General features: G+C 42.8%; 14 protein-coding genes. 7 read left to right on the forward strand and 7 right to left on the reverse strand.

Annotated elements, in window-relative coordinates:
* The coding region (locus tag ASV53_RS18215) for a hypothetical protein (RefSeq protein ID WP_094958135.1) at positions 1–529 on the forward strand (529 nt) is incomplete at its 5' end.
* Positions 530–789: 260 nt separating this feature from the next.
* Positions 790–1,338 (forward strand): hypothetical protein, encoded by a 549-nt coding sequence (locus tag ASV53_RS18220; protein ID WP_094958136.1) that lies wholly within the window; start codon positions 790–792, stop codon positions 1,336–1,338.
* Between the two features lie 46 nt (positions 1,339–1,384).
* Here ASV53_RS18220 and ASV53_RS18225 read toward each other — a convergent pair whose 3' ends face one another.
* Positions 1,385–1,996 carry a DNA-3-methyladenine glycosylase family protein gene (locus ASV53_RS18225; RefSeq protein ID WP_094958137.1) on the reverse strand — a complete coding sequence of 204 codons (612 nt, stop codon included), beginning with the start codon at positions 1,994–1,996 and terminating at the stop codon, positions 1,385–1,387.
* A gap of 118 nt (positions 1,997–2,114) precedes the next feature.
* Complete coding sequence (locus ASV53_RS18230; protein ID WP_094958138.1) at positions 2,115–3,965, reverse strand: beta-ketoacyl synthase; 1,851 nt, start codon at positions 3,963–3,965, stop codon at positions 2,115–2,117.
* 114 nt (positions 3,966–4,079) lie between these two features.
* On the opposite strand from ASV53_RS18230, the gene ASV53_RS18235 reads away from it, so the two are divergent.
* Together ASV53_RS18235 and ASV53_RS18240 are read left to right on the forward strand one after the other, a co-directional pair.
* A complete protein-coding gene (locus ASV53_RS18235; RefSeq protein WP_094958139.1) occupies positions 4,080–5,060 on the forward strand; it encodes a GlxA family transcriptional regulator in 981 nt (326 codons plus the stop codon).
* Between the two features lie 158 nt (positions 5,061–5,218).
* Positions 5,219–5,881: a hypothetical protein gene (locus tag ASV53_RS18240; protein WP_094958140.1), complete on the forward strand. Its 663-nt coding sequence runs from the start codon at positions 5,219–5,221 to the stop codon at positions 5,879–5,881.
* Positions 5,882–5,884: 3 nt separating this feature from the next.
* Here ASV53_RS18240 and ASV53_RS18245 read toward each other — a convergent pair whose 3' ends face one another.
* A complete protein-coding gene (locus tag ASV53_RS18245) occupies positions 5,885–6,367 on the reverse strand; it encodes a methylated-DNA--[protein]-cysteine S-methyltransferase (RefSeq protein ID WP_062688968.1) in 483 nt (160 codons plus the stop codon).
* Positions 6,368–6,740: 373 nt separating this feature from the next.
* Here ASV53_RS18245 and ASV53_RS18250 point away from each other — a divergent pair, with 373 nt between their 5' ends.
* Positions 6,741–7,400, forward strand: coding sequence for a nitroreductase family protein (locus ASV53_RS18250; RefSeq protein ID WP_094958141.1), 660 nt, complete (start codon positions 6,741–6,743; stop codon positions 7,398–7,400).
* A 98-nt stretch (positions 7,401–7,498) separates the two neighbouring features.
* Here the strand turns inward: ASV53_RS18250 and ASV53_RS18255 are convergent, their stop codons facing one another.
* Positions 7,499–8,170, reverse strand: a complete 672-nt coding sequence (locus ASV53_RS18255) for a PH domain-containing protein (RefSeq protein ID WP_094958142.1) — start codon at positions 8,168–8,170, stop codon at positions 7,499–7,501.
* 63 nt (positions 8,171–8,233) lie between these two features.
* Positions 8,234–8,698, reverse strand: coding sequence for a c-type cytochrome (locus ASV53_RS18260; protein WP_239928848.1), 465 nt, complete (start codon positions 8,696–8,698; stop codon positions 8,234–8,236).
* A gap of 146 nt (positions 8,699–8,844) precedes the next feature.
* Between ASV53_RS18260 and ASV53_RS18265 the strand changes: the two genes are divergently transcribed.
* Positions 8,845–9,471 carry a cytochrome b/b6 domain-containing protein gene (locus tag ASV53_RS18265; protein ID WP_094958143.1) on the forward strand — a complete coding sequence of 209 codons (627 nt, stop codon included), beginning with the start codon at positions 8,845–8,847 and terminating at the stop codon, positions 9,469–9,471.
* Between the two features lie 10 nt (positions 9,472–9,481).
* Entirely contained in the window at positions 9,482–9,913 is a 432-nt protein-coding gene (locus ASV53_RS18270; protein WP_062688961.1) for a MarR family winged helix-turn-helix transcriptional regulator, read from the forward strand.
* Between the two features lie 202 nt (positions 9,914–10,115).
* Here the strand turns inward: ASV53_RS18270 and ppiC are convergent, their stop codons facing one another.
* Entirely contained in the window at positions 10,116–10,397 is a 282-nt protein-coding gene (gene ppiC, locus ASV53_RS18275; RefSeq protein ID WP_094958144.1) for a peptidylprolyl isomerase PpiC, read from the reverse strand.
* Between the two features lie 203 nt (positions 10,398–10,600).
* Positions 10,601–12,493 (reverse strand): methyl-accepting chemotaxis protein, encoded by a 1,893-nt coding sequence (locus tag ASV53_RS18280; protein WP_094958145.1) that lies wholly within the window; start codon positions 12,491–12,493, stop codon positions 10,601–10,603.
* Between the last annotated feature and the right edge of the window lie 14 nt (positions 12,494–12,507).

Raw genomic sequence — 12,507 nt, forward strand, 5'->3', positions numbered from 1 at the left:
ATATTTCATCTGTTTTACTTTTCTTACTTTAATATTTCCAGCTACAAGCTTCGCAAACAATTTTAATTACAACTATGGCGAAGTGCTAGTACCCGTTGCTCCTGGAGGTTTAGGTATTGGCGGCTCAATGCTAATACATCAAAATGCTCACATTGTTGCAGAAGCAAAAAGTGCATTTAAGGGCGATTGGCTACTTACTGCAGGAGTTGGATTTAATGCGCCAATTTCAACAGTTGCTGATTTGCGGGGTTATTTGAAAATCCACTCACAAAAGTCGAATAAATCAGATAATAAGCTAGGCCGAATGTTTACCGAGCTCAGCATAGATGCTTCTAGCTGGATCAACCCTGTTTCAGAGGTTGGCGTAGATATAGGGGCTTACCTCATCTCGGATGATGAAACGAAACTTAAACTACAAACTTACTACCGTTTTCACCCAACACCGACAGTCTCTTTAGCCGCCACCGTAGAACTAAGCGGCCTTGATAATGGCCAACTTATATTATCTGCGCGATACCCTTTCGGTTAATTTAAGAGAATAGAGTGAATGTGCTGACACAGCTATAAATCTAATACCAAATAAGAATTAATAGCATTCTTTGTATTATCTCAACATCATTTCCATTGATATATAATGACCAAGATGGTGACCAACAAACGAATAAATATATACCCATGCAAATTTAAACGGCATGGGTATATCATGTTGATCATAGAACACTATAGATAACATTCATTCTATGACATAATTTCGTGTAGTTGACCATCAAACCATTAAAACGAAATATAATGTACTCTCACTTCAAACACTTTTCGATCAAACTAGCGACCGTGCTTAGCCTTATTGCCACGCCTTTTGCACATGCTAACAACTTTTCTTATAGCTATGTAGAAGTTCAAGTCACAACTGATCCGAGCGGTATTGGGGTTGCAGGGAGCATTCCGGTCCACCAGCATGCACATGTTGTTTATGAAGCTCAAACAGGCTTTAGTTCAGATTGGCATGCCGCTGCAGGCTTAGGCTTCAGCGCACCTATCGCAGACCGAGCGGATGTTCGAGGCTACTTAAAAGCGCACAGCTTAAAAAATGATGAAACATCAGGAAAATGGGGAGAGACTTTTTCTGAGTTTAGTCTCGAGTTCTCGATATGGGCTAACCCGATATCAGAAGTGGGTGCAGCACTAGGGACTTATTTCATGGATGAAGAAGATGCCGATAAATTTCAACTCTTCTATCGCTACCATGCAACAGACCAGATTTCGATTGGCGTGACGCTCAACTTAAGTGGTTACGATGATAACCAGCTACTACTGTCTGCCCGTTACCCCTTTGGTTAACATGCATAACCACAGCACCAAACAGTAGTATTTAACGCTAAGCATTTTAGGCAGGCGCACCTCGGTAGTAGTGCCACAAAAAAAGTGAGCCAACAGTTCGCCATGGCGCCCATGCTCTAACAAGCTCGCGGGCGACTTTTGCTGTGGGCTTTTCATCAAGCCCTTTCAATCGCCCTAGTGCCACTTGTAGAGCTAAATCATCCGCTGGGAACACATCGGTTCGTGTTAGTGCAAACATTAGATATATCTCTGCACTCCAGCGACCAAAGCCTTTTAGTGCCATAATGCTTTCAATCGCTTGCGCATCTTCTAGGGTTGCGAGTTGATCTATATTTAACTGCCCATCACAAATCGCCTGTGCTAAACCACGGGTATAGAGTACTTTACGTGATGACAATCCTGCCGCTCGAATGCTTTCTTCACTCAAGGTTAAATAATGCTCTGCTGTGACTGTTGGCATTAATGCAACGACTCGCGACATAATTGCCTTTGCGGCCTGTGTGGAAATTTGCTGACTGACGACTATCGACAATAGCGAGACAAAGTGGGGCTTTAAATAGCGAGGTGGCGGACTACCGTATTCCTGCCAAGCTTTCGCTATATCGACATCAAGCAAAGCTAACTCTGCCATACCCTGCTCTATTAATTTTTCATCCATCCACTTTCTCCCTATTCGCCTCACTCACTCCAATCTAGCGTATTGGCTCAAAATAGCAAAAGCCATACTAAGTTGCCTTAGTATGGCTTTTATAAAAGAATTTAGCGTAGTTGAAACCTTACGCGTAATCGCTATATGGGTTCTCAGTCGGTAATAGAATTTCTTGACCAAATGCCGATAGGTTCATGCTTTCTGGTGTCATGGTTATCGAGGTTTCGTCCATCACATTGTCACCAAAGTCATAGCGAATATTCTCAACACCCTGACAAGCAGCTTGGTCTTGTTGGACTACCGTTTGGCTAATTGGCAAATTTTTCGCTTGATACTGAGCAAACACCTCTGCACCGTATTTTTTCACTAACATCTCTGTTGTTTGGGCTGGTGATAGCACTAAACCTGTTGCGTTATTACCGCCAAAGCCTTTAGCATTCAAAATAACGGCTTTGTAATCTTCACCTTTTTCGCCTGCATATTTGTGATCAATCAGAATGTTAAGGTTTGATTGGTGCACATCATCAGCAATGTGGTCGATCGAGCTAATACCCGGAACCCAACCATACTGCCACACCCCTAACGATGCAATAAGCTGATCACCCGCCGCTGCGCCCATAGAATGACCTAGGTAAGATTTCACCGCAGTAACTGGCCACTGATCGATATTAAAGGTTTTTGCTACTTCATTTAAAATATGGCTTTCAGTCACACGATTTTGGGGAGTCCCTGTACCATGTGCTTGAACATAAGTTTGCTTCACACCTTGTTCGCCTAAAATAGCTTTTGCTAAGGCGGTTGCTTTCGCTACCGTGACATAGTTACCCACACCAGGTGCAGAGATAGACTTTTTATTACCATCAGCATTTACGAACACATCAGCCACTGAACCATAAATGTTCATGCCTAGCGATAGCGCCAATTCATCATCCATCAGTACTACAAACTGTGATGATTCCGCCATGGTGAAGCCAGCATTGCTTGAGAACGGACGACATGCGCGACGGTTGTCGACAACATCACTTTGATCCAGCGCTTTAATCTGTTCATCTTCCGCCAATGCGCCCATCACACGGAAACCTTCCATCACTTCTGCCACTACAGGTGCTTCTGCATTACCGACAATAACGACCTTCGATTTGCCATGCTGAATGTCGTACATACCTTGACGAAGGTTATAAAGGAAAGTTGCACACGCCCCCATGTTGGTGCCCGTTGTGCCCACACTGTTGATCATGTAGCCATTGATAAAATCGGCAGGCATTTCTGCAAAAGATAACGCCATCATTTTTGAGCTAACACGGCTACCAATTAATGGCGCAGCAATCATCCCTGATAGTGACTGATCGTCAATTTGGCCTAATGCGCTCCCCGCATAAACAGAGACTTCATCAGGCTGAATGTGTTTTAAAATTTCTTGCCAATCCACACCCATAGAGTTCAATGCATCAGAAGCACCGTACACCGTCAGTTTTAAGCCTCGAGGGTGAAAGCGTGAATTGTACAAACTACCTGGGTCAAAACCCGCTGGAATATTGCCGCCACTGGTTACAGGGTAACTAGTGCGATCTTCTAGCAAAGCCGCAAGATCACCTGTGACAGTGATTTTCACTTTGTTCCCTTGCGTTTCAAGTGACCAGTTTTCAGGGATTTTTGTTGGCAACTTAGATTTGCGCACCGTGAAGGTCATAGTGTCGCTACCACTATTAATCGTCGCTTTGTACTGATGCAAAATATTGTCAGGGTCAAATGAATCAATTCGACGGATTAATGTGCCCGCTTTAATCGCTTCAATGAGCTCATCGGTTAGTTTGGCGTCTTGGCTTAATCCCATACGACGTGCAAGATCTTGCCACGTTGATACCATGTCATCAGCAGATAACACATCCGACACCATACGCTTATAACTATGGAAACCAGAACTACGACCAGCAGCATTTATGCCACCAAAACCCACGATAAGCGGTAACTTTGTCATTTGACGCCTACTACAAAACAATAATTTGCGGCTAGGTTACCAATTTACGCTAGTTTATCACCCTGCATTTATGCCAAAATCACTGACATTCACGCCAAACAAGATTCCGTGTGTATGAAAGTCGGATTTGTGCTTTACCATCGCGCCCTCATTACGGGTGTATCACTTGCAGCAGAGATGCTAAGCAGTGCCGCTAGCTTGCGTGAAAAACGCTTTCAGCGTAGTGATCCTTTTAGCATTCAGTTAATTGCATCTAGTTTATCGTCACCCAAATTAACGGCTGGTCTACGATTAGAACCTGATATCACATTCGGTGATCCTGCGGTTTTCGATATTATTATTTTACCGCCGATGTGGGGAAATCCGCTCTCTGCACTTAGCCATACCCCCGCGCTAGTGCCTTGGCTTATTGAACAATACCGCCAAGGCGCTAAGTTAGTCGCTACAGGAACTGGGGTTATGTTATTGGCCGAAACAGGATTGTTAGATCATCAAGTTGCGACAACACATTGGTATTTTTATGACAAGTTCACTGCCCGATACCCCGACGTGAAACTTAATCGGAAGGCATCTATTACGGCAGCTAATGGCCTTTACTGTACAGGGAGTATCAACTCCCAAACTGAAATGATTCTATTTTTGATTGCCCAGCAATACGGTCAGAAAATAGCAACCACGATAGAGACACATTACGGTCACGAAATATCGAAGTCATCACAGCAACCGTTTTATCAAATTGGTGGAGAGGTTCAATTTGATGAGTCCATTGCGTTTGCGCAAGATTGGATGAAGCGTCATTTGTCACAAACCATAACAGCACAACAAGTGGCAGATGCCTGTGAACTTCCATTACGCACGTTTAGTCGAAAATTTAAAGATCAAGTCGGGCAAGCCCCCCACCAATATTTACAAAAAATACGAGTGGAAGCAGCACAAGAGCTGTTACGTGATTTCGGGATGAGTATTCAAGATGTAGCCGAACAAGTAGGCTATAAAGATGCCTATCATTTTTCGACACGTTTTAAGCAAGCTTTCGCGATGACCCCTGCTCAATATCGCACCATGGTAAAAGCAAAGATTTATAACGCGAGTTAATTTTAACATTCAATATATTGCAGCAATGTACTCACTATTATCGCCTAAGCGGAGTTGTTCCGTTCTAACCAAAAATAAGATTTGTCTAATAGCTGATACACTGGAAAATCATATCGCCACATAAACTGTCACTATTCATTCGCAATGTTCTGACTTGTATGTGGCTCATTCTGTTCTACGTCATAAAACAAATAAAAGCAGCCGGTCTCTATGCCGTCGGCTTTGTGGCGATTTACAGTTATAGCACTCAAGCCGAGGTTTTGCCCACCAGTCAAATCACGGTAGATGCCGACCAATGCCGTATCGATTTTTTCCATTTAGCGAAAAATCAGCAACAGCAATTTGAACCAATGATTCAATTAGCTATGGTGTATACCAAAAATAGCCAAAGCCGTTACGTAGCAATAAAGCGAAAAATTCCACACAACAAAGACGCGTCGGTCCAATATGAAAACATTCAATATCAACGAGCACACAAACCTGTCGCCGTCTTTACCACTTATTGGCAGCCTCTTAACCAAGAACATCAAATTGGTGCCCTTGTGGTATTAGGTAGTGACAATTACCAACAAGCTTTCGACAAAATCACCTCATTGATGTTTCAAGACAATGGTCATTTCGAGTTATTTCCACACTACGGAGCTGACACAAAAGACACAAGTTCTAAAGATCTCGCCCTTCAAAAACAAATCGTTAAAAACAAATCATCGCAAAATACAAGGCTTGTAAAAACATCACCAGCCAGTAAGCCACGACAAGGCACATACCAGTTTTATGTCCAAGACGATCATTTGGCTCAGTTCAAAAAGTGCCTACCTTAGCCACTAACAATCCGCGGCTAATGAACCTTCTAACTTAAGCAAAAATGCCTTCATCTCTACACCGCCCGCGTAACCCGTCAGCTTCCCATCGGCTCCAATTACACGATGACAGGGTACAATAATCGCAATCGGATTTTTTCCATTGGCTGCGCCGACCGCTCTCACTGCTTTTGGATTACTAATCGCTTCAGCTATGGCTTTATATGAGCAGGTTTCACCATAAGGCACACTGCGTAACGCCGTCCATACTTGCTTTTGAAATTCTGTTCCTTGAGGAGCAAGGGGCACCGTAAAACGGGTTAAAGAACCTGAAAAATACGCATCAAGCTGATAACAACACTCAATAAACGGCTCTTGTGTTAATAGCCAATCGGGATCAACATCATCATCTTCCCGTTGTGACGCCAGCGTTAATCCAGTTATACCATGCTCATTAGCGAGCAATCGTATTATACCTAAAGGAGATGGATGGAAATGGCAGAACATTTGAACCTCGGGGTAAATAGTTCTAAAAATGAGATGGCCCTTATCATGCCGTGTTTGACGTTAGGATGCACTACCCTATTGATACTAATAACAATAATTACCACATTCACGATCCACCACCTTTTCCATTAAGTGATTTTTGAACAACAGAGCAGCCCATTAAATTGGTAATAAATCACACTTTTATCGCTAAAAACCTCCACACGATAGCTTCACATCACCTCATTATGGTCATTTTATTCCATAATGATTGGGTGAAATGGCTATTTTTCATTGTCGTTATTCCCCTTATTCTTGCTGCCAACAACACGGTTGGGAGTATGACTCAAACAGCCGTTACCTTATAAATACAAGTAAAATGCTGGGGAGCACCATGTCTCATCAAATCATCACTGACCTAAATACTCGTTACACTGCGAAAAAATATGACGCGACCAAACGTATTACACCAGCAGATATGGATGTGATTAAAGAAGCTATTCGTCTATCCGCATCGTCAATCAACTCACAGCCTTGGAAGTTTATAGTGATTGAAAGCGATGAAGCGAAACAGCGTTTCCATGATACTTTTGCCAACATGCACCAGTTTAATCAACCGCATGCTAAAGAGGCATCGCACACTGTACTGTTCGCTTATAACCCACGTTATAATAAAGATGCATACAAGAAAGTTGTTGATGTAGAGGTTACATCAGGCCATTTACCTGCAGATATGTACAATAACATGCTTAATGGCGCATACGGTTTTGCGGAAGCCAATACAGATGAAAGCGGCTTTAATGGCGAATGGACGAAAGCTCAAACCTACATTGCACTTGGCAATACACTCCATACATTGGCACGCTTAGGTATCGACTCAACCCCTATGGAAGGCGTGGACTCTACTTTGATTGGTGAGGCATTTAAAGACGAGCTTGATGGTTACGTTTGTGATGTTGCACTAGCCATGGGCTACCGCCTGGCAGATGGTGATTACAACTACGGTTTGCCTAAATCTCGCCTGGCAGCAGAAGACGTGATCACCGTACTTTAATCGGTCGTTGCTGAGTAACTGCGTATATTAAAAAACCGCCAATAATTACATTGGCGGTTTTCCTGTCATCAAATATACCGCTTTGTTGTATCTACAATTTACTGAGTTAGCTGCACTTTATGACCTAAATACATCACTTCAACCGTAGCATAGCCCAAATTCACCGCTTCAAATTGTTTTGTTAGCTCACGCGCATGCTGCGCATCTGTCGCTAAAAAGGAAACATTATAAATAGGACGCTCCACACCATCAGCTAGCATTTGAGTATTCAAGTACGAAGACGTAATGAGACCCGCCTGATTTAAACTAATAACACGTTGCAAATCCACGCCAAGTACGCGATCCATTTCTAATGCCTCAATCCCCTCACGCCATGTAAATGTCACACCGTAATTTTTGTGCACGGGTGTATTATCCAACCATTTATTGCCTAGCAAGCGTACGTTATTAATTTTTACGAGTTCTTTTTTATAAAGAGGCAAACTAGCTAACTTCGCTTTAGCGCTGTCTTCATCTTCAGCATCAATAACAAAGCGAATAAGCTTCATCAGTTTACCGTCAATACTACTGTCAAACACAAACATATCTTTAATTTCGCCGTTATTCACTAACTGGCCAAAAGCAGCACGTTGCTCTGACATCGTCGCCAGTACATCATTCGCGTTATCAGTATTCCATGCTAGTTCAACCCCGTAATCAGCGGCAGATACAGCAGTGCTTACAGATAAAGAGGCAAAGATAACAGTAGCAATAGTCATTAATTTTTTCATGGTTCTACCCTTTTGGTTAATTATATTTATTTTGCTGACGTTCTTTCTAAGAAAGATTTTTGGTTAAAAGCGCGCACGGTAACTACGATGGCAACCGCGGCATGTCTTTTCAGCTTGCGACAACCCTGCTTTTAGCTCATTAAGGTTTTGCTGTTCACTGGCTTGGTACATTTGCTGGAAACCCGTATCCATTTGAGCCAACAAGACGTTAAATTTTTCAGGCTTATTCCATACTTCTTTTTTCGCTTTACTGCCGCTTTGGCTCCCCTCAGGAAATAATGTCATGAGCGCTTTACTGTGCTCGGTAAGTTGTGCACTGAGTAAAGCAAGCTGCTGCCAATCTGTATCTTGACCGTCAATACTTTTTGAGGCTGTTTTCAAGTCACTTTCAATGCTGCTAAAAGCCGTTTGGCGCTGCGCGATCGCTTGGTCATCACTCTCAACACCAGTCTTCGCAATCACTGGCAAGCTGATAACCAGCGGCAGCAATACCAAGGCACATACTTTTTTATTCATTGGCTTTCTCATGACTTTCTCCGAGTTTTATTGATTACCACTGCTGGCTTGCTTTTTAATTTACACAGCAACAGTTGCAATTGCAACTATTGCTGTGTAAATTATTTCCATCGCATAGTGAGAGCATCAACGCATCGAACTTTGATTAAGGGTATAAAATGAAAATTTGGGATCTTTCCGCACGTATTTATCACTGGCTACAAGCCACTTTATTTTGCTTACTTCTTGCATCTGGCTTTGCAGGTAAAGACGCGCATATCCCTCTTGGGCTTATGCTGTTTACCTTGATTGTGTGGCGATTGATTTGGGGAATAGTAGGCAGTGACACCAGTCGATTTACGCATTTCTTGCGCTCACCATCGAGTGTTATCAATTATTTGCGTGGTAAAGAAGAAGCTAAAGCAGGCCATAATCCACTGGGAGGATGGATGGTTATTTGTATGATTAGCGCTCTGTTATTGCAGTGCGTGTCGGGATTAGCCCTTGCGGGATTACTCGATAACCTCCCTTTTTCCGACTATTGGCTAACGGATAGTGTTTTCACTGTATTAGAGAGTATCCATCTTCTTTTAGCTAACGGATTACCCATCCTGATCGCTTTACATCTTGGGGCAATCCTTCTTTATAAACTACGCGCAAAACCCTTAGTAAAAGCAATGTTTACTGGCTATCAAAATGAAAGACGAGAAACATCTAATACACTGTATTTTGCGTCTAACACACGTGCTTTCATCGTGCTAACTGCCGCAGGATTCGTTACTATTGCAATAGTTGCATTCGCATAAGAGAAAAATAATGGACGAACAGTTTGATAGGCAAAAGAGTTTTGGTTGGATGATCAATGTAGTGGCAAGCCAAGCAGCAAAAAATCTCGAAACCGAACTCGCGAAGCATGATTTTCCGCGTTCACTCTGGCCAACTATGATGTGTTTGTGGGAAAAAGAAGGCGTTACTCAGCGAGAGATCGCCCAAATTGCCAAAGTGGAAAATTCCACCACGACACGTATTATCGACAAACTCGAAATATTAGGGTTAGTTGAACGTCGTGATGATCCAAACAGCCGCCGTTCTTATCGCATTTATTTAACAGAAGCAGGACGAGATTTAAAAGGCACTTTGCAGCCCCTTGCTTTAAAAGTAAATAAAGAGATCCTCGATGTGCTTGAACCTAAAGAACAAGATGAGATGATCCGCTTACTTCAAAAAATGATGCCAACATCTATTTAGATTGTCATGTAAAGCCTAAGAGCATTTACCATCGATGTTTTTGGGCTTACTTTCTCCAGTCAAAGCTAAAAATACTGAAGACAACCATTTCAATTATAGAGAAGGTCCCCCCCTCAGAAACAAATAACCTCGCAAAAAGCGAGGCCATTCATTTAGAAACTCATCCACATTATAGATAAGCAATTAGGTGTATTCGTTCAAGCTAGGTACGGTAAAGTACCTTAATGATGTGGTAGCCGAACTTAGTCTTCACAGGGCCAAGGTTTTCTAATACCTTGCCAGAAAACACGGCTTTATCGAACGCAGGTACCATAGCACCTTTACGAAACTCACCTAAATCACCACCACGCTTACCTGATGGGCAAGTCGAATATTTTTTTGCCAACACTTGGAATTTAGCACCCTTTTGCAATTGCTTAAGGATGTCATCGGCTTGTTCTTTATGCTTCACCAAAATATGAAGCGCTGCTGCTGTAGAGGCCATTACCAATCACCACAATAAATCTAAAAACGAGCAAAGTGTGCGTGAATTCACAGAAACTAGCAAGAAAGATCACGCTAGATTCACGACAAATACAAACACCCGAATAAATGAAAGCCACCCATTACTGAACTAACAATGGATGGCTTTTCGTTAACTCGATAATTCGCCTTCAGCAAGTAACGCTAATTATAAGCATTTCAGGCTTACAGCTTATAACGCTCGACTTCTTTTTCTAGCTGATCAGCTAGCGCCTTTAATCCTTCAGCTTGTTTTGCTGCAGCCAGTGCTTCTTCCGCCATGTGGTTCGCCACTTCTTGCACACCTTCTGTATTACGACTTATTTCAGCAGTAACACTGGATTGCTCTTCAGCCGCTGAAGCGATTTGGGTCGACATATCGTTAATCACAGTGATTTGTCGTGCGATATCATCAAGACTTACACCAGCATTATTTACATCTTGAACACTGGTTTCAGCTAACTGATGACTATCGGACATCACATCAACCGCTTGCTTTGTCGTTGACTGTAAAGTCTCAATCATAGATTGGATTTCTTCAGTAGAAGTATGAGTACGTTGCGAAAGTACGCGTACCTCATCTGCCACAACAGCAAAGCCACGGCCTTGATCGCCTGCGCGTGCCGCTTCAATTGCTGCGTTAAGGGCCAACAAGTTTGTTTGTTCGGCAATCGAACGAATGGTTGCCAGAATTGAACTAATTTTTAATGCATGATCATTAAGGTGTTCGATAATACTCACCGCACTATCAACTTCTTGCGCTAAGTTACCTATTGATGTTTGGCTCTGCCCTACCTGAGTATGCCCATTTTCAGATAAACCAACTGCCTCTTCTGCACTCTTCGCTGTATTTTCGGCATTATTCGCAATCTCTTGCGTTGCACTCGCCATTTCTGCCACCGCTGTCGCCACCATAGTGATTTCATCTTGCTGACGACGAATACTTTCACTACGTGCCAAGGCAGAGTCTGCCGTATTTGCCGCGGCTTCATTTAAGTGATGCGTAATATCGCGCAGTTTGGTCGCCATAATATGTTGGCGAGAAACAAACTGGTTAAAGTTGTCGGCTAACTTACCAATATCATCATCGCTTTGAACATCAATACGTACCGTTAAATCACCTTCACCGTTTGCAATATCTGCCAATGCATTAGAGACAGTATTCAGTTCTCGTAATTGATGAGTCACTAGCCAAGCCACAAAAACAGAAACAAAGAGCAAAATAGCTAAGCCAATCAAGGCTTGTTTGATCAACATATCACGCATTGGTGCTTCAAGTGTGTCTTGATCCATCACTAGCGCAATCGCCCAAGATGTATTCGGTACTGCTGCGACCACAACCGCTTTTTCCACACCGCCAACTTGGCTAAAAAAGAAGTTATCCGCCGACATAACGCGTTGCAGCTTATCAGCCGCAAAGTCAGCGCCAATATCAGTCAGTGGTTTTAACTGCATTTTTGCATTAGGGTGAGCAACAACAACGTTATCGCGAGTATCAAGTAACATCGCATAGCCTTTACCCGGTACCGCAATATTCAATACATCTTTGACCAACTCGCCCATGGCAAGATTCGAGGCCGCGACACCAATAATTTGGCCTTGTTGAAACACAGGATCGGCTAACGTCACCACGAGTGTTTGCATAGTGTGGCTAACATAAGGCTTAGTTGTAATAGGTTGGCGAGCCGCATACGCTTCTTTGTACCAACCACGGCTACGCGGATCGTACCCTGCTTTATTGAGCGATGGATCGTGACGGTGCATGACACCTTCACGCGTACCGTAGTAGCTCAGGCCAAAATCACCCGATACCAGTGTTTGTTTTAAGTGAGAAACAATGTCTAAATTTGGATCTAGTTCAATCGCTTCTTTTAATGCTTGAACCGCTTGTTGGCGGGCCCCAAACCAGTCCCCAATTCCCTTACTATAAGCCGCTGCTGTGTTGTGACTTTCACTGCGTATGGCATCCCAAGCTTGATCTTTCATCGATTGATAGGAAAACCAACCTAATACGACAATTGTCAAAAAAATTAATGAAAGGCTTGATAAAACCAATTTCATTTTTAAAGATAACCGCATAATATCCCTTATAG

This window comes from Photobacterium sanguinicancri (assembly GCF_002265265.1).
Classification (GTDB): Bacteria; Pseudomonadota; Gammaproteobacteria; order Enterobacterales; family Vibrionaceae; genus Photobacterium; species Photobacterium sanguinicancri.